Origin of the sequence: Agrobacterium larrymoorei (genome assembly GCF_030819275.1) — a bacterium.
GTDB classification, from domain to species: domain Bacteria; phylum Pseudomonadota; class Alphaproteobacteria; order Rhizobiales; family Rhizobiaceae; genus Agrobacterium; species Agrobacterium larrymoorei_B.
On sequence record NZ_JAUTBL010000002.1, the window covers coordinates 232585 to 252845 of the forward strand.

Here is a 20261-nt window from a genome sequence, read left to right on the forward strand (position 1 = left end):
TCTTGGTGAAGCATGGCACGCGCATTTCTGCTCGTTCTCGATTCCTTTGGCGTAGGCGGTGCGCCTGATGCCGAACATTACGGAGACTTAGGGGCCAACACGCTCGGCCATATTGCCGAATTCTGCGCAGCAGGTGCGGCGGACAAGGCAGGCATGAGATCTGGCCCCCTGAAACTTCCCAATATGTCGGCGCTTGGCCTTTTGGAGATCGCAACGCTCGCAAGCGGTACGCGCCCGGCCGACATGCCGCCGCCGGAACGCATCTTCGGTCTGCATGGCTGCGCTAACGAAGTTTCCAAGGGCAAGGATACGCCATCCGGACATTGGGAAATCGCCGGAACGCCCGTCCGCTTCGAGTGGGGTTACTTCCCCACCGAGGGCGATGCCTTCTCGCCCGAGCTTGTCGACGCGATCTGTGAGCAAGGCAATCTGCCGGGCATCCTCGGCAACTGTCATGCGTCCGGCACGGATATCATCGCCCGTCTTGGCGAAGAGCATATCCGTACAGGCAAGCCAATCTGCTACACGTCGTCGGACTCTGTCTTCCAGATTGCCGCGCACGAGATGTATTTCGGGCTGGAGCGGCTGATCGCGCTTTGCGAAGTGGTCCGCAGGATCCTCGATCCGTTGAATATCGGCCGCGTCATCGCACGCCCCTTTATCGGGGAGAGTGCGTCGACATTCGCCCGCACCGGCAATCGGCGTGACTTCTCGGTTTTGCCGCCGGAGCCGACGCTTCTGGACCGCCTTGTCGAGCGGGACCGCAAGGTTCTCGCAATCGGCAAGATCGGCGATATTTATGCGCATCAGGGCGTGTCGCGAGTGATCAAGGCCAATGGCAACGACGCCTTGATGGATGCGACGCTCGAGGCCATGGATGAGGCTTTGAATGGTGATCTCGTCTTCACCAACTTCGTTGATTTCGACATGAATTACGGCCACCGCCGCGATGTTGCAGGCTACGCCGCAGCGCTGGAGGCGTTTGATCAGCGCCTGCCGGAAATTCATCGCAAGATGCAGCCAGGAGATGTCGCGATCCTGACGGCCGATCACGGCTGCGATCCGACCTGGCGCGGGACGGATCACACGCGCGAACGCGTGCCGATCATGGCCTTCGGCCCCGGTTTTCGCGAAAGAAATATTGGTATCCGCTCAAGCTATGCGGATATCGGTGAGAGCATTGCCGCCCACCTCAGCATACCGTCGGGACGGCATGGCAGGAGTTTTATGTGACACATCAATTATTGAAAGCTGAAATCCATTGTCATCTGGAGGGTGCCGCACCGCCAGCCCTCGTGCTGGAACAGGCGCACAAATACAATGTCGACACCGGCGCATTCCTAAAGGAGGGCGCCTATGTCTGGAATGATTTTGCCGAGTTCATCCGCTGCTATGACAATGTGGCGCAGGTCTTCAAGACGGAAGAAGACTACGCCGCTCTCGCAGAGGCCTACCTCCTCGAGCTTGCGGGCGAAAATACCGTCTATAGCGAGCTGATCATCTCTCCCGATCACGGCGATCGTATCGGCCTCGGTGCGGATGCTTATCTCTCCGGTATCGCCGAGGGGATGCGTCGGGCCAAGGAGAAGACCGGAATTGAAGCCCGTATTATCGTTACGGGTGAGCGCCATTTCGGCCCGGAGAGTGTCATTGCCGCAGCCGAATATGCTGCACGCGTCCGCCATCCTCTGATTACCGGCTTCAACATGGCAGGCGAAGAGCGCATGGGGAGAGTGGCCGATTATGCGCGCGCCTTCGACATTGCCCGCGATGCAGGGCTTGGCCTCACCATCCATGCGGGCGAAGTCTGCGGCGCTTTCAGCGTTGCTGACGCCCTCGATCTGGTTAAGCCGCAACGGATTGGCCATGGGGTTCGCGCCATCGAGGATGCGGCACTCGTTGAGCGTTTGGCGGAGCTCGGAACGGTCCTTGAGGTTTGCCCCGGCTCCAACATTGCGCTCAGTGTCTATCCGGATTTCGCCAGCCATCCCTTGAAGCGGCTTCGCGATTCCGGCGTCCGCGTCTGCATCAGCTCGGACGATCCACCGTTCTTTGCCACCTCGCTGGCGCAGGAGTATGAGATCGCGAGGCACGCTTTCGGCTTTTCGGATGCAGAGATCAACGCTCTGACACGGACGGCGCTCGAGGCTGCTTTCGTCGATGAGGAAACGCGGAGCAGCCTTCTCGCACGCTTCGATGCATCGACGGGCGCTGCTGCCTGATCAAAGGCTGTTGGCGCAAGAGAACCTCACACTTACGGTCTTGCGAAATACCCGCATTTGGTCGAAGAGAACAAAGATAAAAGCAAAAGGAAAGGCCAGTTTCCATGGACGGCGTAACAGTCATCGATCACCCGCTTGTGCAGCACAAACTCACCTTCATGCGCAAGAAGGAAACATCCACTGCCGGCTTCAGGCGGTTGCTGCGCGAGATCTCCACGCTGCTATGCTACGAGGTAACACGCGATCTGGACCTCACCTCCGAGACCATCGAAACGCCTTTGGAGACCATTGAGGCACCGGTGCTGGAAGGCAAGAAGCTTGTGTTCGCTTCGATCCTGCGCGCCGGTAACGGCCTTCTCGAGGGCATGCTGGAACTTGTTCCCTCGGCGCGCGTGTCTCATATTGGTGTCTATCGCGATCACGATACGCTGGAAGCCGTCGAATATTACTTCAAGGCACCGGAAAGCCTGGATGCGCGCCTGATCATCGTCGTCGATCCCATGCTCGCAACCGGCAATTCCTCGATCGCTGCTGTCGAAAAGCTGAAAGAGCGTGGCGCGAAAAACATGCGCTTCCTCTGCCTGCTCGCAGCACCGGAAGGCATCAAGAACTTCCGCGAGGCCCATCCCGATGTGCCGATCTACACCGCGGCGATCGATCGCAAGCTGAATGAGAAGGGCTATATCGTGCCTGGCCTCGGCGACGCAGGCGACCGCATGTACGGAACGAAGTAAGCAGCGTCACAGCTTTTCGCTCACAAACGAGAAAAGCCCGCCGTCGGAAACGACAGGCGGGCTTTTTCAATTGCGAGGCTGTGATGACGCGCGGCTTTTGTAAGGTGCTGGACGCCCGCGCTTCATACAAGGACGAGAAAGGCGCGGTCAGGATTTCCCGCCGCGCCCTTTTATTAAGCGTTGTTTTCGTTGATCAGTCGCTTCAGCAGCTCGACCTCATGGCCAAGCTTGCTGTCGCCGGAGATCAACTCCTCGATCTTGCGCACCGCGTGGAGCACCGTCGTGTGATCGCGCCCGCCGAAACGGCGACCGATTTCGGGGAAGGAGCGGGGGGTCAGCATCTTGGCGAGATACATGGCCACCTGACGCGGCTTGACGATGACGCGCGTGCGACGATTGGAGACAAGTTCCTGCCGCGAGACATTGTAGTGGCGCGCGACGATGCGCTGAATGTCTTCGATACGCACGCGCTTGGCTTCGCCTGCCCCAACGAGATGGGCGAGCAGCTCGTCGACGCGCTCAACCGACAGGTTGGGCTCGAAGGAGCGGCGGAAGATCAGCTGATTGAAAGCACCTTCCAGTTCACGACCGCTGGCGGTGACGCTGCGCGCCACGTGCGAGACGATGTCCTCGCTGATGTCAAAGCTTGGGTCTTCCTGGCGTGCAACTGCGATACGCTGCTTAAGCATCTCGTAGCGCATATCGTAATCCGGGCCTTCGATCTCGATGGCCATGCCGCCTTGCAGGCGCGAGCGAACGCGCGGGTCAAGCGATTCCAGCTCCCAGGGCGCGCGGTCTGCAGCAACCACGACCTGCTTGGCACTGTCGAGCAACATGTTCAGCAGATGGCAGAACTCATGCTGGATCATCTTGCCTTGCAGGAACTGCATGTCGTCGATGATCAGAAGGTCGATATTGCGCAGCGTATCTTTCAGCGTCAGCGCGTCATTGTCGCGAATAGCGGTGGCAAAGCGCCACATGAAATATTCCGCGGTTAGATAGACGACGCGCGGATTGCGCGGGCTATCGACTGCGGCGTTCGCAATCGCCTGGAGAAGATGGGTCTTTCCAAGGCCGACGCCAGCATGAATGAACAGCGGATTAAACCGTACTGCACCTGCGCCAGCCTCGGCAATCGTCTTTGCGGCGGCAAGCGCGACGCGGTTCGACGACCCTTCGACGAAGGTGTCGAAGGTAAAGCGCGTATCGAGCGGCGAGCCAAACAGCGGACCAGAACCCGAAGAGCGCGGTGCCATGGTGGGTGCAGACGAACCCTGCTGGCTTGCAGCGCTGGTCATCTGCGGAGGGATGAACGGCTTGGAGCGCTGTGCGGAAGGTGCAATGTCCTGGACGGGCTGAACCCCGTCATCGGTCGCGGCGGCACGAACCGGACGGCTGGCCGAACGCACCAAAATCTCGACCTTCAGGACGTTGGGGTCCTCTGCCTGCACCAGGCTGGTCATCAGATCGATATAGCGGTTGTTGATCCAGGATTTCAAAAATGTCGTTGGAACCGTGAAGCGCACGACGCTCTTCGACATCGAGTGCAGCTTCAACCTGGCAAACCAGCTAGCGTAAACTTCAGGGCCGACCTGCGCCTTTAGTCGCGCGCTAAAGCGCTCGAACAGCGCGTCGTTCTTCATATCCGATATATTCCCCGCCGCATCATTGCAAACTGCATCACCAGCTTTCTGTGTGCGGTCCCCGTTTGTCACCGCACCCATTGCCAAATTCAATTGCATTACTGCCGCCTTTCAAATTGCCAATCATAGCCTGATGGAGCTCCAACGCTCCGCCAGAGATACCCCTCTTACTGTCCCCGTAAGGATGGCCCCTCGAAAACCATCCTGAAGCGCAAGGCTTCAACCGCGAGCCGGTTATCCCACTAACCTCTCCATCATGAAGAGGCATGCTACTCTCAACGCATACTCTCACATCACAACTCAGACACTTGTCATCAAGACATGCGTATAGATTTCTACAACCTATAAGGTTGCAGCCAAACACACCCAGTGACTTGAAAAAACGGGTCCGAAAAGAACCCGTCCGCAAGGAGCTGACGCCTTCGAACTTTGTTTCGAGATAGCTTGTGGAAAGATATCCGCGCCCCTTGTCGAGATACATTTAGGCAGGATCGCATACCGAGATCAATGGCGTTTTTTCTGTGGTTGCGCCGATCTGCCATTGACTCGTTGGAGCCGTTTTGCATCGCCAGCAGCCTTGTCTGGAGAATCGCTTATGAATCAATGAGATTCATTTTCGTGCTATTTTTGAGGCCGATTTTGACAGAAAAATAAAAAAATACTTGACTCAAGATTGTGGCTGCCTTCCGCGGCGGAAGGAGGGTGTCCGTTGAAAGACCTTCTGCAAGTATTTGAAATTAAATGATTTTTTCCGTCACGCGTTTGACGCGTAAATGTCATGCTAGTTGCGAAACCGTTAACGGGTCGTTAGAATCGAAAAAAGCCCGGCCAAACGGCCAGGCTTTTTCAATCACAATATTGTCTTAGCCGGATTAGGCCGACAGAGCCTTAACACGCTGCGCCAGACGAGAAACCTTGCGCGATGCAGTGTTGAAGTGCATGACGCCCTTCGTAGCTGCGCGCTGGATCTCTGGCTGTGCAGCCTTGAGGGCTTCGGTCGCAACAGCGAGATCGCCAGTTGCCAGGGCCTCTTCGACCTTGCGAATGAAACCGCGGACGCGCGAACGGCGAGCCTTGTTGACTGCGGTACGGCGAGCGATCTTGCGAGTCGCCTTTTTCGCCGAAGTTGTATTGGCCATGTATGCCTCTCTTCGAAATCAAACCAAAATCCGCAACCACAGGATAGGGTCGTTCGAAGACCTCATGTTCCAAAATTGCGGGAGTAACTGGGACAAGCCGGATGACTTTCCCTAACCGTGGGCGGGCATATAACCCTAAAGCCGCTGCCCGTCAACGCGTTTTGCGTAAAAACACCGAGATTCCGACTCCCGGAAGAACGCCGACCTGGCAGGTACCGCGGCCTACTTGTTCTGGAACAGCGGCTTTCTCTTTTCGATGAAGGCTTCCATACCTTCTTTCTGGTCGTCCGTGGCAAAAAGCGACTGGAACAGGCGACGCTCGAACCGCAAACCCTCCGAAAGCGAAACCTCGAAGGAGCGGTTGACGCTTTCCTTCGCCATCAGCACGGAGGCCCGAGACAGTGACGCGATAAGGCTCGCCGCTTCGACCGCCTCATCCAGCAGACTTTCGACCGGCACGATACGCGATACGAGACCGGCACGCTCGGCTTCGGCGGCATCCATCTTGCGCCCCGTCAGCACGAGGTCCATGGCCTTGGCCTTGCCGACGGCGCGGGTCAGCCTTTGCGAACCGCCCATGCCGGGAATGATGCCAAGCGTGATTTCCGGCTGACCGAACTTCGCCGTCTCGGAGGCGATGATGAAATCGCACATCATCGCGAGCTCGCATCCTCCGCCCAGTGCAAAGCCTGAGACGGCCGCGATCACCGGCTTGCGGCTTGCGGCCACATCATCCCACCCACCTAGAAAGTCACCGAGATAGGCATCGACGAAATTGAGCGTACTCATCTCCTTGATGTCGGCACCTGCCGCAAACGCCTTCTCCGATCCGGTAATGACGATGGCGCCGATGGAATCATCCAAAGAGAAGGCAGAGAGAATATGGCGCAGCTCTTTCAGCAGGGCGGAGTTCAGCGCGTTGAGCGCCTTGGGACGGTTGAGCGTGACGATACCGACTTCATCGCGCTTCTCGACAATGATCGTCTCGTAATCCATGGATTTTGTCCTATCCCTTTTTCGGGCCTCTATTTCTGACAGGCCGCACAATAGAATGTGGAGCGCCCGCTCTGCGTGATCCTCTCGACCGTACCCCCGCAATCGGGGAAACGGCAAGCATGGCCTTCTCGATCATAGACCGAAAAGGAATGCTGGAAATATCCAAGTGAGCCGTCGGTCTGGATATGATCGCGTAGCGACGAGCCGCCGGCTGCAATTGCATCGGCGATCACCTCGCGGATATGTCGGGTCAGATCGTCCAATGCAGGCTTCGGCTTTCCCTTTTTTGTGACGAGCGTTGAAGCCGCGCGTAGCGGCGAAAGATGGGAGCGCCAGAGCGCTTCGCACACATAGATATTGCCAAGACCTGCAATGACTTTCTGATCGAGAAGAGCCCCTTTGAGCGGCTGCGTCTTTCCCTCAAAGCGGCTGGCGAGGTATTCGGCGCTCAGGGCGTTTCCCGTCGGCTCGGGACCAAGGCCGGCAAAGGCGGGATAAAGATCGATATCTGCGCGGCGCACCAGATGCATGAAGCCGAAGCGGCGCGGGTCATTATAGATGATGCGTGTCTTCGCTGTTCCGCGTCCCAGATGAAAGATCACATGGTCGTGCTTGCCATCCTTGGAGCGGGGATGGTGAAATTCACCCGGCGTCTCTGCCTCCTCATTTCCGCTTTCGATGCGAAACGAGCCGGACATGCCGAGATGCGAAACGATGGTCAGGCCGTTGTCGAGTTCGATCAGCAGGTATTTCGCCCGGCGCCCGAGCGACAGGATTTCGCGACCCTCCACGAGTTCGGCAAAACCTTCTGGAAAAGGGAACCGCAGATCCGGGCGGGTGAGCGTGAGGAGCTCGATCCGCGCGCCTTCCATGACGGGCGCTAAGCCGCGTCGAACGGTTTCCACTTCAGGCAATTCGGGCATGGTACTCTCTTCACGTCTGTTTATCACGGCGACCTTGTGGTCTATAGACGGCACCCATACATGTCGCGAGCCATATCTATGGTGCAACAGATAGCGTTCCAGAGCCGTTTCCGCTATGTGTTGGTTTAAAGAGTTAGAGGCCTTCATGCGTCTTAATGCATGCACGGCACTCTCGTCGCAATTGAAGAATGGAGACTGATCATGACCGATGCCCGCACGACAGCCGAAGGCGGCATGGAAACCTCCTATGGCTTCCGGCAGGTCAATGAGGGCCAGAAGCAGGGCATGGTCAATGACGTCTTCCATAAGGTTGCCAAGCGCTATGACATCATGAATGACGTGATGTCGGCCGGGCTGCACCGCGTTTGGAAAGACGCTATGGTCGCCGCACTTTCGCCCCGCAAGGATCCATCCTACAAGGTTCTCGATGTGGCTGGCGGCACGGGCGATATCGCCTTCCGCATCGTCGAAGCCTCCAACCGCATGGCACATGCCACGGTTCTCGACATCAACGGCTCTATGCTCGGTGTCGGCGAGGAGCGCGCGGCCAAGAAAGGTTTGACGGAAAATCTGACCTTCGTCGAAGCCAATGCCGAAGAATTGCCCTTCGAGGCCAACAGCTTCGATGCCTATACGATCGCCTTCGGCATTCGCAATGTCCCGCGCATCGATGTGGCGCTCTCAGAAGCCTATCGTGTGCTGAAGCGCGGCGGGCGGCTTCTGGTGCTGGAATTCTCCGAAGTGGAAATGCCGCTCCTCGACAAGGTCTATGATGCCTGGTCCTTCAACGCCATTCCGCAATTTGGCAAGATGATCACCGGAGACGCCGAGCCCTATCAGTATCTGGTGGAATCGATCCGCAAATTCCCTCGCCAGGATGATTTTGCCGCCATGATCCGGACCGCCGGCTTCTCGCGCGTGAGCTACACCAACTATACCGGCGGAATTGCCGCGCTGCATTCCGGCTGGAAGCTCTGATCGATGGCATTTCCAGGACATAGCAAGGCATTCGCATGAGCACGCTTGGCGCCTATTTTCGACTCGCCAAGGTTGGCTGGGTACTCGTTCGCGAGGGTGTGGTTCTGGCGCTCCCGGATGAAGGCCTTCCGGCGTCGGCCAAGTTCGTCAAGGGCATGCTCAAGCCCTTTGCGCGCAACACGGCCTTGAGAAGCGGGCGCAGCGATCGACTGTCAAAGGCGGTCAGCCGTCTTGGGCCATCCTATGTCAAGATGGGCCAGTTCCTGGCAACCCGGCCGGATGTGGTTGGCGCAGACTTTGCCGCAGATCTTGCCGGTCTCCAGGACCGCATGGATTTCTTCCCCGCCGCTGCCGCCAAGGCCAACATCGAAGGCTCCCTCGGTCGCCCGATCTCTGAGCTCTATGTGGAATTCGGCGATCCGATTGCTGCAGCCTCCATCGCTCAGGTTCACCCAGCCGTCATCGATACGCCGTCAGGACGCAAGAAGGTTGCGGTCAAGGTCATACGTCCCGGCGTGCGCCAGCGCTTTCAGGACGATCTGGAAGCGATGTATCTGGTGGCCGATCTGCAGCAGCGTTTCGTTCGCTCCGCACGGCGTCTGCGGCCCGTCGAGGTCACCAAGACGCTGGAACAGACCACCAAGATCGAAATGGATCTTCGCCTCGAGGCGGCTGCACTCTCGGAGCTCGCCGAAAACACCAAGGGCGATCCGGGCTTCCGGGTGCCTGAGGTGGATTGGGAACGCACCGGTCGCGACGTCGTCACCATGGAATGGATCGACGGGATCAAGATGTCGGATACCGAGGCGCTGAAGGCGGCCGGTCACGACCTCAATGCGCTCGCCGACACGCTGATCCAGTCCTTCCTGCGCCACACGCTGCGCGATGGTTTCTTCCACGCGGACATGCATCCCGGCAATCTCTTCGTTGATCCGGCGGGCATCATTGTCGCGGTCGATATGGGCATTGCTGGACGGCTAGGCAAAAAGGAGCGCCGGTTCCTGGCGGAAATCCTCTATGGCTTCATCACCCGCGACTACATGCGGGTGGCCGAAGTGCATTTCGAAGCGGGCTACGTACCGGCTCACCATGACATGGCAAGCTTCGCCCAGGCGATCCGCGCCATCGGCGAGCCGATCCACGGCCAACCGGCCGAAACCATCTCCATGGGCAAGCTCCTGACGCTGCTCTTCGAAGTCACCGAACTTTTCGACATGGAAACGCGTCCCGAATTGGTCATGCTACAAAAGACCATGGTCGTCGTGGAGGGTGTCTCGCGTATCCTCAATCCGCGCTTCAACATGTGGAAGGCGGCAGACCCCGTCGTCAGTGGCTGGATCCGCGACAACCTTGGCCCGAAGCGCATCGTCACCGATCTGAGGGACGGCGTGAAGGCAGCGATCAAGCTGGCGGAAGCTGCACCCGAGATCGCGGCGAAGACCGAAAAGCTGCACTCCGAGCTGATGTATATGAGCGAAAACGGCTTGCGCTTCGACGAGCGCACGGCTGAAGCCATCGGCAAGTCAGAAGCCCGTCACACCCGTTGGGGCCGCCTGGCGCTTTGGGTGATTGCGGTGACGCTGATCTATATCGCCTACAAGATCAGTTGAGTTTGCCCAAGCGCCGCACATAGGTCAGCTCCTATGAGCCTCGGAAATGAGCCACTCTCGAAAATGCATGACAGGCGGTCGCTGCAAGGCTTCCGCAGTGCTGACAATGTAGTAAGCGAAGGCCGTCGGCCAAGGCGTCGAGATCACCCGCACCAAGCGCCCTGAACGCAGATCATCCTCGGCATAAGTATCGCGGATCAGTGCCAGACCCTGCCCCGCGACGGCGGCTCTGACCATCAGATGATCCTCGGAGAAAGAGGGGCCGCTCAGTCTCGATGTGATCGATACGCCGTGCGCTTCGAACCAGAGCCGCCAATCGGCGCGATCAAAGTCATGCAGAAGTGGAAAAGCAAGGCAATCGGCGGGTGTCTCGATAGGCGCTTTGTTACAAAGAAGCTGCGGGCTGCTGACGACGATCAATTCCGGTGCGATCAAAGGCGTCGAGATAAGTCCCGGATAATTCCCCAGCCCGTGGCGAATGGCAATATCAACCGGCTCGTATTTGAGGTCCAGGATTCTGCTGTCGGTTTCCAACTCGATGTCAATGTCAGGATAAAGAGCTGAGAAGCGTGGCAGACGTGGTAGCAGCCAGTTTGCGCCAAAGGAGGCCATTGTGCTCACCCTGAGCCGACGCGTCGATCCGCACTCCAAGTTGCGCCGCGCGTCCTCAATTGTCTGGAACGGTATGTCCAATGTCGAAAACAGGCTTTGTCCCGCCTTGGTCAAGGTCACACCTCTCGCCGTTCTCTTGAACAGCCTGTGCCCCGTCCGTTCCTCCAACTCTCGTATGCGCTGACTGATCGCTCCCGGGGTCAAGGACAAGCGCTCCGCGGCCTCGCGCATTCGCCCTGAGCGCGCGACAGCCATAAAAGTCTCAAACAAAGGGAGCGGTATGGTCATCCTCAGTGTTTAGCATGGCTAAACATGGCGGACAAAACAATCGTTTGTCGATACCGGTCGTTGCGCCGAATTGTGTTGTGACGACACATCGGGGCGTATCATGGACTTACAGCAATCATCACACTCACCTCTCAAATGGGCGGTCGTGGCATTCAGCTTCATGGCGCTATCACTCGCTTTCTCGGCACGAGCGACGCTCGGTTTGGTCATGCCGATCTGGTCACAGGACCTAGGGTGGTCACGCAGCCTTGTTTCCGGGGCGGCGGCGACAGCCTTGCTAGTGATGGCGGCGGTGGCACCGTTCGCCGGTCGGCTTGTCGATCGTCATGGAGTGCGTTCTACATTGACAGCCGGTCTTGCGCTTGTCGGGACGGGTTGCGTGATCGTGTCGGCGACGAGCAACGCCGCTATCTTCGTTCTGGCCTTCAGCGGATTAGCAGCGTTCGGCTTCGGGATTGTCGCGACCCATGTTGTATCGACGGCCATTGCCAGATGTTTCAATGCCGGTAGAGGACTTGCAACGGGGATTGCCACCTCCGGCTCGACGGGTGGACAGTTCCTGATCGTGCCGTTGATCGCAGCGGTGCTGACGACATTCAGTTGGCGCTGGTGCTTCCTCGCCATCGGGCTTGCCTGCCTCGCCCTCATCCCGCTTCTTTGGAGGGCGCTTGCGCGCGTGGACGGGCCGAAGGCGGAGGTGTCTCTTGTTGTTCCGGCGGCGTCCTTCGAGGCTGATCTTTCGGTAATCCTGCGAAAGCCGGCCTTCCATGTTCTGTTCTGGAGTTTCCTGCTCTGCGGCTACACGACGGCCGGCGTTATCGAAACACACTTCCTGCCCTATGCTTCCTTTTGCGGGTTCGGCTCTTTTCCGAGCGCCGCCGCTTACGGCTTGCTATCGGCGATCAATCTGATCGGCATGATCGTAGCCGGCTGGCTGACCGATCGGATCAACCGCGTCGTCCTGCTGGGTTCGATCTACCTCTTGAGAGGGTTGACGTTCCTGATCCTCATCAATGTCGGTACCAGTTATGACATGCTGGTGGTCTTCGCCGTGCTTTTTGGCGCGGTGGACTATGCAACCGTTCCCGTAACGGCAAGCCTCGTCGCCAGTCATATCGGACTGCGCATTATGGGGCTTGCCATGGGGCTGATCTCAGCTGGCCACTCGCTTGGAGCCGCCGCGGGAGCATATTCGGGTGGATATATTTTCGATCTGACCATGCGCTATGAATGGGTCTGGTTGATCTCTGTTGCGCTATCCGTTGGAGCCGGATTGATGGTCTTCATTCTCAGAGACGCGCCGAGATCAGTATCCGCCACGGCCTGAAACAGTGAGCGCAAAAGCGTCGGCGGTTCGCGATCCCTAGCCCTAGCCTTGGCCCTGGACTCAAGCGAGATCGGCCACTACCGAGTCGAGGATCAGCATGCCGGATGGGGTGCAGCGGACGCGCGAATTTCCAAGCCGCTCGAGGAAGCCGTGTTCCAGTAAAACGGCCTCGCGATCCGGGTCGAGATCGCGGCCGGAGAACTCGCTCCAGCGAGCGAGATCGACGCCTTCGCGCAGGCGCAGTCCCATCAGCAGCAACTCGTCGGCCTGTTCATCGCGCCCCAGCATTTCCTGATCCATCATGCCATGCCCATCGCGCTCCACGGCTTGCAGCCATGTTTCGGGATGGCGCTCGGTCGCGGTTGCGAGTTTGGCGCCGCGCTGGGTGAGACGTCCATGGGCACCGGGGCCGATCCCGGCATAGTCGCCATAGCGCCAATAGGTCAGGTTGTGACGGCTCTCGGCACCCGGGCGAGCGTGATTGGAAACCTCGTAGGCCGGAAGACCGTGGCGAGCGGTAATCTCCTGCGTTGCCTCGTAAAGCACAGCGGATTGCTCGCCATCGGGAACGATCAGCTTGCCCGCCTTATGAAGCCCATAGAAGGCCGTGCCTTCCTCGATCGTCAGCTGATAGAGCGACAGATGATCGACGGCATAGGAGATGGCCTCTTTGAGTTCCTTCTCCCACTCGTCCACCGTCTGGTTGGGGCGAGCATAAATAAGGTCGAAGGACATACGCGGGAAGATTTCGCGCGCCAACCGGATGGCCTTCAGCGCATCCGCCACATCATGCAGACGTCCGAGGAACTTCAGATCGCGATCATTCAGCGCCTGCACACCCATGGAAACACGATTAACGCCGGCTGCCCTGTAGCCGCGAAAACGCTCGGCTTCCACGCTGGAGGGATTGGCCTCCATCGTAATCTCGATGCCATCCGGCACGCGCCAGTGGCGGGCGATACCATCCAGAATGGCGCCGACCGTCTGCGGGTCCATCAGCGATGGTGTGCCGCCGCCCATAAAAATGCTGGTGACGACCTTCGGGCCGCTCAACTGGCGCATGTTCTCCATTTCGCGCAGGAAGGCGGCGACAAAGCGCGCCTGATCTACTGGCTGGTGGCGAACATGGCTGTTGAAATCGCAATAGGGACACTTGGCCGCGCAGAAAGGCCAGTGAACATAGATGCCGAAGCCCGGCTCGCCTGTATCCGGCAGCAGGTCCGCATATCCGGACGGATGTGCGCCGGGCGCAGGAAAAAGGCGGCTCCCGGTCATCGTGCTGCTCATGCCTCCAGGCAGGTTTCGACAAAGATCTTGAAAGCGCGTGCGCGGTGCGACAGCGCTGCCGCATCGCCCTGGCGCCAGCCATGCTTCTCTTCGGACGACATTTCGCCGAAGCTCGTCGCATAGCCTTGCGGCTGGAAGATCGGATCGTAGCCGAAGCCGCTTGTGCCACGCGGCGGCCAGACGATCGTGCCGTCCACCTCACCGCGGAAAAACTCGGTGTGACCGTCCGGCCACGCGAGGCACAGCACGCTGACGAAGCGGCTCGTGCGTTGCTGCGGTGTCGTCGCACCACGTTCCTGAAGCGCGTTTTCAACCTTTTGCATCGCCATAGCGAAATCGCGTGTGCCGTTGCCGGTTTCCGCCCAGTCCGCAGTGTAGACGCCCGGCGCGCCGTCCAGCGCATCGATCACCAGACCTGAATCGTCGGACAGCGCCGGCATGCCGGATGCCTTGGCCGAAGCGAGCGCCTTGATCGCAGCATTCTCTTCGAATGTCGTGCCCGTCTCCGCCGGCTCTTCGAAATTCAGTTCGGCGGCCGATTTTGCCGAAAAACCGAGAGGGCCGATCAGTTCGGCGATCTCGGCGATCTTGCCCTTGTTGTGGCTGGCAACGACGATGGTTCTGGTATCAAGCTTGCGCATGGTCTTGGTCCCGTTCAGGCAATCGCCTGCTTCTGCATCTCGACGAGTTCCGCACAACCCGCCTTGGCAAGACCAAGCAGCGTCAGAAATTCCTCTTCCGAGAAGGGCTTGCCTTCGGCTGTGCCCTGAATTTCAACGATGCCGCCGAAGCCGGTGATGACGAAATTGGCGTCGGTTTCTGCAGAGGAGTCTTCCAGGTAATCGAGATCGATCACCGGCTGATTGGCGAAGATGCCGCAGGAGATGGCGGCGATATGGTCCTTCAGAACCTTTTCGACCTTCAGCATGTTGCGGCTTTCCATCCACTTGAGGCAGTCATGAAGGGCAATCCATGCACCCGTGATGGAGGCGGTGCGCGTACCGCCATCGGCCTGGATGACGTCGCAGTCGATGCTGATCTGACGTTCCCCAAGTGCTTGCAGATCGACGACGGCACGCAGCGAGCGGCCGATGAGGCGCTGGATTTCCTGCGTTCTGCCGCCCTGCTTGCCGGACGATGCTTCGCGCTTCATCCGCTCGTTGGTGGAGCGGGGAAGCATGCCGTACTCGGCTGTGACCCAGCCCTTGCCGCTGTTGCGCAGCCACGGTGGCGTCTTGTCTTCGAGGCTCGCCGTCACCAGAACATGCGTATCGCCGAATTTGACGAGACAGGAGCCTTCGGCATGCTTGGAGAAGTTGCGCTCGAAGGAGACCTTGCGCATCTGGTCGGTTTTTCTGCCTGAGGGCCGCATATCGTTTCTCTCCGTCTCTTAACTTCCCGCCTTCTAAGGTCAGGGCGACGCTTTTGCAAAGGAAAAGCGGAAGAACAGGGCCTATAGCCGAATTTCCATTTTCACTTGGAAGACCGAGTGACTATATTCAAGACAGTCAAAAACAGCTTGGGGAATAACAAGCGGCATGGGCATAACTCCTCCCATTGGTAGAGAGCCGGGTGCGCTTCTGGATGATCGCTCGCGCGAAATCTTCCGGCGTATTGTCGAAGGCTATCTGGAAACGGGCGAACCGCTCGGTTCGCGCAGTCTCTCGCGCCTGCTTCCCATGTCGCTGTCGCCTGCCTCCGTGCGCAATGTCATGAGCGATCTGGAGGAACTCGGCCTCATTTATTCGCCGCATGTCAGCGCCGGACGCCTGCCAACCCAGACCGGTCTTCGCTTTTTTGTCGATGCCTTCATGCAGGTGGGCGAACTGCCTGAGGCCGAGCGTGCCAATATCGATCGTCAGATCGGCCCGATCTCCGGGCGCGAACAGTCCCTCGAAGGCCTGCTGTATGAAGCAAGCAGCATGCTCTCGGGCATGTCACGCGGAGCAGGCTTGGTGCTGACTGCCAAGAACGATGCCGTGCTCAAACATGTAGAGTTCATCCGGCTCGAGCCCACCAAGGGTCTCGCCATTCTGGTCGGCGACCACAATCAGGTCGAAAACCGGATCATTGAGCTGCCGTCCGGCATCACATCCTCGCAACTGACGGAGGCGGCCAACTTCATCAATGCGCATCTCGGCGGCCAGACGCTGCCCGAGCTTCGCAGCCAGATAGCACGACAGAAGAACGAACTTCAAAGCGCGCTGAGCACGCTGGCACAGGATCTGGTCGAGCGGGGGCTTGCCGTCTGGTCCGGCGACAATGAGGAAGGCAAGCTTGGGCGTCTCATCGTCCGCGGCCGCTCCAATCTTCTCGAGGGACTTGCCGGTGAAGAGGATATCGACCGCGTTCGGCTTCTCTTTGATGATCTGGAGCGCAAGGAGAACCTGATCGAGATCCTCAATCTGGCTGAAACGGGCTCGGGTGTGCGAATTTTCATCGGCTCGGAGAACAAGCTGTTTTCGCTCTCGGGCTCGTCACTGATCGTCGCGCCCTATAAGGATGACGAAAACCGGGTGGTGGGCGCTGTCGGCGTCATCGGCCCGACGCGGCTCAACTATTCCCGCATCGTGCCCATGGTGGATTACACCGCCCAGATCATGGCGCGTCTTTCCACCAAGCGACGCTGACCGCGACGCTCGCTTGAAAAATCGCTCCTTTTTCCCGTAAGCCTTGATTTTTGCATGGCAAAGCTCGATATCGGGCTCAATCTCATTGCAAGCCACACGACATATAATCTGGAGAACGTCATGACTGATGACACCAACAAGACCGGACCTGACGCAGGCGCTGCCGAAGAAGCAGTGGAAGCGACGACGGCGGACAATGCGGTGCCGGAGCAGGCAGAACCCGATCCGGTGGATGTGCTGAAAGCCGAGAATGCCGATCTTCGCGACAAGTTTCTGCGCCTGGCAGCCGAAATGGACAATCTCCGTCGCCGTACCGAACGCGATGTGAAAGATGCGAAAGCCTATTCGGTTGCGGGCTTTGCGCGCGACATGCTGGCCGTCTCCGACAATCTTCGTCGCGCGCTGGACACGATTCCCGAAGAGCTGAAGGCAAGCGCTGAAGCCAATATCAAGGGCCTGATCGAAGGCGTCGACATGACCGAGCGTTCCATGCTCTCCGCGCTTGAACGTCATGGTGTGAAGAAGATCGACGCCGAAGGCCAGAAGTTCGATCCTAACTTCCACCAGGCTATGTTCGAAATCCCGAACACCACCGTTCCGAACAACACCGTCGTTCAGGTGGTGCAGGCTGGTTTCACCATCGGTGACCGCGTTCTGCGTCCAGCCATGGTTGGCGTTGCCAAGGGCGGCCCTAAGGTTGAAACGCCGGCAGGTGCTGAACCCGGCACAAGCGGTCTGAATGAGAAGGACGCCTGAAAGCGTTCTTCGTCTTCATTTGACCAATAGGCAAAGGCCCGGATATCTGATCGATATCCGGGCCTTTGTTTTACAGCATCGGCCCGAAAATCGGACTCGCTTTTCGGAAAGCACGATGCCTAGATTCAAAAATGTAAAGCGCCGTGCGTCCAATAGGACGCACGGCGCTTTAAACGTCGAGGCACTCTTCGCGTGAACCCAAACTTGGCGTTCAGGCCGCGTTCACCTGTTCTTGGTTAAGAAAGGTGTAGATCGCCGTGTCGGAATCGGTCGCGCGCAGTTTCGCTACCAGTTCCGGGTCGCGCAGAACGCGGGCAATCCGCGACAGGGCCTTCAGGTGGTCGGCGCCAGCACCTTCCGGTGCGAGCAGGAGAAACACGAGATCGACCGGCTGGTCGTCGAGCGCTTCGAAATCGACGGGCGTTTCAAGGCGTGCGAAGACGCCGGTGATGGAGGAGATGCTGCTGAGTTTTCCGTGAGGAATAGCAATGCCGTGACCGACGCCGGTGGAGCCGAGCCGCTCACGCTGCAAGATGACGTCGAATACGTCCCGCTCGGACACCCCGGTAATACGGGACGCCTTTGCTGCCAGTTCCTGAAGGAGTTGCTTCTTGGAATTGACCTTTAGCGCGGGAATAATCGCATCTTGGTGCAGCAAATCTGCCAATGCCATTTCTTTTTCCTTCATGCCATCGAGACGAACCGGAAGACGCTTGGGGGCGCCTTCCGGGTCTTTAGACTTCAGCTCTTGATCATCGCCGCGTCGACCCAGCCGATGTTTCCATCGTTGCGACGGTAGACGATGTTGAGTTCCTTCGACGGGCTGCGGAATAACAGGACTGGCTCATCGGTCATATCGAGAGCCATGACTGCGCTTGCAACCGTCATGGTTTTGATCTGTTTGGACGTCTCGGCCACGATCGTTGGCGCGAAATCCTCCGCGATTTCCTCATCCTCATCCGGGACCGCGTCCATCACCCTGTAGGCGACTTCCTCATCGATCCCCTTTGAAGCTGAACCGTTATGGTGATCCTTGAGCCTGCGCTTGTAACGACGCAGGCGCTTTTCAATACGCTCTGCTGCCGCATCGAAGCTGGCTTGCGGATCGTTGGCCTGTCCTGCCGCGTGCAGAACGACCCCGGTATCGAGGTGGATCTTGCAATCCGCAGCAAAAAGCTGGCCGGACTTCGCGACCGTCACCTGGCCGGAATACCCCCCATCGAAGTATTTGGTAACGGCTTGGCTTATATTGTCCTCGATCTTTTGACGGAAAGACTCGCCCACATCCATATGTTTACCAGATACACGCACACTCATGGAATTTTTCCTTTTTCAGTGATTTGCGTATACCAGCTTACGTCAAGCTGAGCGCTCATCCAAGCGTTTCGCGACCTCTTTCGTCCCTTTGCAGGCGAATGCCGCCATCCGTGGAACACAACTCTCTCGCCAGACCCCCGTCTTATCTGCGGCGAGCTTCTAGCCTTGTCGACAAGGCAAGTCAATTGTCAATCTTAAGTATTTGTAAACTATAAAAGAATGGCTCAAGCTGAAGCCATGCGGGCCATCGCTTTTTTCTCCCGACGGCGCTGCACGGAGGAGGGGATGTTCATTGCTTCACGATATTTTGCGACAGTCCGCCGCGCCAGATCGATGCCACTTTTTTTCAGCTGATCGACGATATCGTCGTCGGAAAGAACCGAGCTGGGTGCTTCCTGCGCGATCATTGTGCGGATGCGATGACGAACCGCTTCTGCCGAGTGGTTGTCGCCACCTTCGGACGAGCCGATGGAGACGCTAAAGAAATATTTGAGTTCGAAGACGCCCCGTGGCGTCAACATGTACTTGCGCGAGGTGACGCGGCTGACCGTCGATTCATGCATCTTGATGGCGTCGGCGACCTGTTTGAGGTTAAGGGGACGCAATTGGTCGACCCCATGCAGCAGAAACGCATCCTGCTGCCGGACGATTTCGCTCGCTACCTTCATGATCGTCCTTGCCCGCTGATCGAGACTGCGTGTCAGCCAGTTGGCTGTTTGCATGCAGGTGGAGAGGAATTCGCCGTCTTCCCCCGCGCGCGGTTTCAGCTTGGACACCTCCGTGAAATAGCTGTGGTTGACCAGCACGCGCGGCAGTGTTTCCGGGTTGAGGTCGATCAGCCAGCTTCCATCGGTGGAGGGATGGACGATGATGTCCGGTATGATGGTCTCGCACGAGCCAGTCTCGAAGCCAGCACCGGGACGAGGATTAAGACCGCGGATCTCGCTCAGCATATCGAGAAGGTCGTCCTCATCGACACCGCAAAGCTTTTTGAGCGTGGCAAAATCGCGCTTGGCCAGAAGATCGAGGTTGCCGACGAAAGCATGCATGGCCGGGTCGAGCCGATCTTTCTGTTGCAGCTGGATCGACAGGCATTCGCTGAGGGAGCGAGCAAAGACACCCGGCGGATCGAAGCTTTGCAGGACGCGCAGGACCGCCTCGACATCCTTTTCCGGGCGTCCTAGCCGCTCGGAAACATCACTGACGGCGTCAGCCGAGATATAGCCGGTCTCGTCGAGATGATCGAGCAGAGCATCGGCTGTCATGCTGTCGGTAAGACCGGTGACCGAAAACGGCACCTGCTGTGCAATGTGGTCGCGCAGGCTCGGTTTGCGCGCGACGAAATCATCGAGATCGTAATCGTCACCAGCCTCCGCGCCAGGCATGGATTTCCATTGGCCAAGAAGCTCCGGTGCATCGGCTTTGCGTCCGCTCTCGTCATCCGGAAACACATTGCTGAAACTGGTGTCCAGCGCCTCGTTGAGGATAGGGGCATCATCCCCGTACCATTCCACCGTCTCGGTCGTATGGGATGATTCAATGCTGTCTACAGTTTGCGAACTTGCGATGTCGTCACTGCCGAATGTTTCGCCAGGATCGCTGTCATTTGCCGCTATTTCAAGCAGAGGGTTCTTTTCGACTTCCTGGGCGATGAAGCTGACCAACTCGATATGCGTCATCTGAAGCAGCTGGATCGACTGCATCAGCTGAGGAGTCATCACAAGTGACTGATTTTGACGCAACAACAGGCTGGCGGACAAGGCCATGGCGGACGCTCGACTCCCAAACATGCCTTGTTT

20 protein-coding genes and 1 pseudogene are annotated in these 20261 nt (G+C 58.2%); 9 read left to right on the forward strand and 12 right to left on the reverse strand.

Annotated features, from left to right (window positions below):
- Window positions 1-12 precede the first annotated feature (12 nt).
- The 3 genes from QE408_RS09695 to upp all read left to right on the forward strand — a co-directional run bounded on the left by QE408_RS09695 (window position 13) and on the right by upp (window position 2956).
- Window positions 13-1233: a phosphopentomutase gene (locus QE408_RS09695; RefSeq protein ID WP_306930620.1), complete on the forward strand. Its 1221-nt coding sequence runs from the start codon at window positions 13-15 to the stop codon at window positions 1231-1233.
- The gene (locus QE408_RS09700) at window positions 1230-2222 is read left to right on the forward strand and encodes an adenosine deaminase (protein WP_306930622.1); all 993 of its coding nucleotides are present in this window, start codon (window positions 1230-1232) and stop codon (window positions 2220-2222) included. The genes QE408_RS09695 and QE408_RS09700 overlap by 4 nt, the downstream gene beginning before the upstream one ends.
- 104 nt (window positions 2223-2326) lie before the next feature.
- Complete coding sequence (gene upp / locus QE408_RS09705; RefSeq protein WP_306930624.1) at window positions 2327-2956, forward strand: uracil phosphoribosyltransferase; 630 nt, start codon at window positions 2327-2329, stop codon at window positions 2954-2956.
- 173 nt (window positions 2957-3129) lie between these two features.
- Here the strand turns inward: upp and dnaA are convergent, their stop codons facing one another.
- The 4 genes from dnaA to mutM form a co-directional block, all read right to left on the reverse strand.
- A complete protein-coding gene (gene dnaA / locus QE408_RS09710; protein WP_306930625.1) occupies window positions 3130-4599 on the reverse strand; it encodes a chromosomal replication initiator protein DnaA in 1470 nt (489 codons plus the stop codon).
- An 872-nt stretch (window positions 4600-5471) separates the two neighbouring features.
- Window positions 5472-5738 carry a 30S ribosomal protein S20 gene (gene rpsT / locus QE408_RS09715; protein WP_062427133.1) on the reverse strand — a complete coding sequence of 89 codons (267 nt, stop codon included), beginning with the start codon at window positions 5736-5738 and terminating at the stop codon, window positions 5472-5474.
- 222 nt (window positions 5739-5960) lie between these two features.
- Window positions 5961-6734 (reverse strand): enoyl-CoA hydratase, encoded by a 774-nt coding sequence (locus tag QE408_RS09720; protein ID WP_306930628.1) that lies wholly within the window; start codon window positions 6732-6734, stop codon window positions 5961-5963.
- A gap of 29 nt (window positions 6735-6763) precedes the next feature.
- The gene (gene mutM, locus QE408_RS09725; RefSeq protein WP_306930630.1) at window positions 6764-7657 is read right to left on the reverse strand and encodes a bifunctional DNA-formamidopyrimidine glycosylase/DNA-(apurinic or apyrimidinic site) lyase; all 894 of its coding nucleotides are present in this window, start codon (window positions 7655-7657) and stop codon (window positions 6764-6766) included.
- A gap of 201 nt (window positions 7658-7858) precedes the next feature.
- Between mutM and ubiE the strand changes: the two genes are divergently transcribed.
- Both ubiE and ubiB read left to right on the forward strand, forming a co-directional pair.
- Window positions 7859-8635, forward strand: coding sequence for a bifunctional demethylmenaquinone methyltransferase/2-methoxy-6-polyprenyl-1,4-benzoquinol methylase UbiE (gene ubiE / locus QE408_RS09730; protein WP_306930631.1), 777 nt, complete (start codon window positions 7859-7861; stop codon window positions 8633-8635).
- A gap of 35 nt (window positions 8636-8670) precedes the next feature.
- Entirely contained in the window at window positions 8671-10245 is a 1575-nt protein-coding gene (gene ubiB / locus QE408_RS09735) for a 2-polyprenylphenol 6-hydroxylase (protein ID WP_306930633.1), read from the forward strand.
- Window positions 10246-10269: 24 nt separating this feature from the next.
- Here the strand turns inward: ubiB and QE408_RS09740 are convergent, their stop codons facing one another.
- Entirely contained in the window at window positions 10270-10857 is a 588-nt protein-coding gene (locus QE408_RS09740) for a LysR substrate-binding domain-containing protein (RefSeq protein ID WP_306930634.1), read from the reverse strand.
- A 1-nt stretch (window position 10858) separates the two neighbouring features.
- Here QE408_RS09740 and QE408_RS09745 point away from each other — a divergent pair, with 1 nt between their 5' ends.
- Window positions 10859-11041, forward strand: a complete 183-nt coding sequence (locus QE408_RS09745; protein ID WP_306930635.1) for a hypothetical protein — start codon at window positions 10859-10861, stop codon at window positions 11039-11041.
- Here QE408_RS09745 and QE408_RS22980 read toward each other — a convergent pair.
- Window positions 11014-11145 (reverse strand): annotated as a pseudogene (locus QE408_RS22980) (LysR family transcriptional regulator); the annotation flags it as partial. The gene QE408_RS09745 and the pseudogene QE408_RS22980 sit on opposite strands and share 28 nt — an antisense overlap.
- Before the next feature lie 145 nt (window positions 11146-11290).
- Here QE408_RS22980 and QE408_RS09750 point away from each other — a divergent pair.
- A complete protein-coding gene (locus QE408_RS09750; protein ID WP_306930637.1) occupies window positions 11291-12472 on the forward strand; it encodes an MFS transporter in 1182 nt (393 codons plus the stop codon).
- A 60-nt stretch (window positions 12473-12532) separates the two neighbouring features.
- Here QE408_RS09750 and hemW read toward each other — a convergent pair whose 3' ends face one another.
- Genes hemW through rph form a run of 3 tightly spaced genes read right to left on the reverse strand, consistent with a single transcriptional unit; the run spans window position 12533 to window position 15131 of the window.
- Window positions 12533-13747: a radical SAM family heme chaperone HemW gene (gene hemW / locus QE408_RS09755; RefSeq protein WP_306930638.1), complete on the reverse strand. Its 1215-nt coding sequence runs from the start codon at window positions 13745-13747 to the stop codon at window positions 12533-12535.
- 8 nt (window positions 13748-13755) lie between these two features.
- Window positions 13756-14400, reverse strand: coding sequence for an RdgB/HAM1 family non-canonical purine NTP pyrophosphatase (gene rdgB, locus QE408_RS09760; protein WP_306930640.1), 645 nt, complete (start codon window positions 14398-14400; stop codon window positions 13756-13758).
- A 14-nt stretch (window positions 14401-14414) separates the two neighbouring features.
- Complete coding sequence (gene rph, locus QE408_RS09765; protein ID WP_306930642.1) at window positions 14415-15131, reverse strand: ribonuclease PH; 717 nt, start codon at window positions 15129-15131, stop codon at window positions 14415-14417.
- A 166-nt stretch (window positions 15132-15297) separates the two neighbouring features.
- Here rph and hrcA point away from each other — a divergent pair, with 166 nt between their 5' ends.
- The gene (hrcA, locus tag QE408_RS09770; protein ID WP_306930644.1) at window positions 15298-16389 is read left to right on the forward strand and encodes a heat-inducible transcriptional repressor HrcA; all 1092 of its coding nucleotides are present in this window, start codon (window positions 15298-15300) and stop codon (window positions 16387-16389) included.
- 120 nt (window positions 16390-16509) lie between these two features.
- Complete coding sequence (gene grpE / locus QE408_RS09775) at window positions 16510-17145, forward strand: nucleotide exchange factor GrpE (RefSeq protein ID WP_306930646.1); 636 nt, start codon at window positions 16510-16512, stop codon at window positions 17143-17145.
- Window positions 17146-17356: 211 nt separating this feature from the next.
- On the opposite strand, the gene ptsN is transcribed toward grpE, so the two are convergent.
- The 3 genes from ptsN to rpoN all read right to left on the reverse strand — a co-directional run bounded on the left by ptsN (window position 17357) and on the right by rpoN (window position 20228).
- Window positions 17357-17818 (reverse strand): PTS IIA-like nitrogen regulatory protein PtsN, encoded by a 462-nt coding sequence (ptsN, locus tag QE408_RS09780; RefSeq protein WP_062427309.1) that lies wholly within the window; start codon window positions 17816-17818, stop codon window positions 17357-17359.
- A gap of 68 nt (window positions 17819-17886) precedes the next feature.
- Entirely contained in the window at window positions 17887-18462 is a 576-nt protein-coding gene (gene hpf / locus QE408_RS09785) for a ribosome hibernation-promoting factor, HPF/YfiA family (protein ID WP_062427124.1), read from the reverse strand.
- Window positions 18463-18686: 224 nt separating this feature from the next.
- Window positions 18687-20228 (reverse strand): RNA polymerase factor sigma-54, encoded by a 1542-nt coding sequence (gene rpoN / locus QE408_RS09790; protein ID WP_306930651.1) that lies wholly within the window; start codon window positions 20226-20228, stop codon window positions 18687-18689.
- Window positions 20229-20261: the final 33 nt, after the last annotated feature.

What these genes read in the sequence shown, in the direction of transcription:
- hrcA (WP_306930644.1), top strand. Translation starts at nt 15,298, where the DNA reads ATGGGCATAACTCCTCCCATTGGTAGAGAGCCGGGTGCGCTTCTGGAT.
- ubiE (WP_306930631.1), top strand. Translation starts at nt 7,859, where the DNA reads ATGACCGATGCCCGCACGACAGCCGAAGGCGGCATGGAAACCTCCTAT.
- hpf (WP_062427124.1), bottom strand. Translation starts at nt 18,462, where the DNA reads ATGAGTGTGCGTGTATCTGGTAAACATATGGATGTGGGCGAGTCTTTC.
- ptsN (WP_062427309.1), bottom strand. Translation starts at nt 17,818, where the DNA reads ATGGCATTGGCAGATTTGCTGCACCAAGATGCGATTATTCCCGCGCTA.
- rpoN (WP_306930651.1), bottom strand. Translation starts at nt 20,228, where the DNA reads ATGGCCTTGTCCGCCAGCCTGTTGTTGCGTCAAAATCAGTCACTTGTG.
- rph (WP_306930642.1), bottom strand. Translation starts at nt 15,131, where the DNA reads ATGCGGCCCTCAGGCAGAAAAACCGACCAGATGCGCAAGGTCTCCTTC.
- mutM (WP_306930630.1), bottom strand. Translation starts at nt 7,657, where the DNA reads ATGCCCGAATTGCCTGAAGTGGAAACCGTTCGACGCGGCTTAGCGCCC.
- grpE (WP_306930646.1), top strand. Translation starts at nt 16,510, where the DNA reads ATGACTGATGACACCAACAAGACCGGACCTGACGCAGGCGCTGCCGAA.
- ubiB (WP_306930633.1), top strand. Translation starts at nt 8,671, where the DNA reads ATGAGCACGCTTGGCGCCTATTTTCGACTCGCCAAGGTTGGCTGGGTA.
- rdgB (WP_306930640.1), bottom strand. Translation starts at nt 14,400, where the DNA reads ATGCGCAAGCTTGATACCAGAACCATCGTCGTTGCCAGCCACAACAAG.
- hemW (WP_306930638.1), bottom strand. Translation starts at nt 13,747, where the DNA reads ATGACCGGGAGCCGCCTTTTTCCTGCGCCCGGCGCACATCCGTCCGGA.
- rpsT (WP_062427133.1), bottom strand. Translation starts at nt 5,738, where the DNA reads ATGGCCAATACAACTTCGGCGAAAAAGGCGACTCGCAAGATCGCTCGC.
- upp (WP_306930624.1), top strand. Translation starts at nt 2,327, where the DNA reads ATGGACGGCGTAACAGTCATCGATCACCCGCTTGTGCAGCACAAACTC.
- QE408_RS09740 (WP_306930634.1), bottom strand. Translation starts at nt 10,857, where the DNA reads ATGGCCTCCTTTGGCGCAAACTGGCTGCTACCACGTCTGCCACGCTTC.
- QE408_RS09720 (WP_306930628.1), bottom strand. Translation starts at nt 6,734, where the DNA reads ATGGATTACGAGACGATCATTGTCGAGAAGCGCGATGAAGTCGGTATC.
- QE408_RS09695 (WP_306930620.1), top strand. Translation starts at nt 13, where the DNA reads ATGGCACGCGCATTTCTGCTCGTTCTCGATTCCTTTGGCGTAGGCGGT.
- dnaA (WP_306930625.1), bottom strand. Translation starts at nt 4,599, where the DNA reads ATGAAGAACGACGCGCTGTTCGAGCGCTTTAGCGCGCGACTAAAGGCG.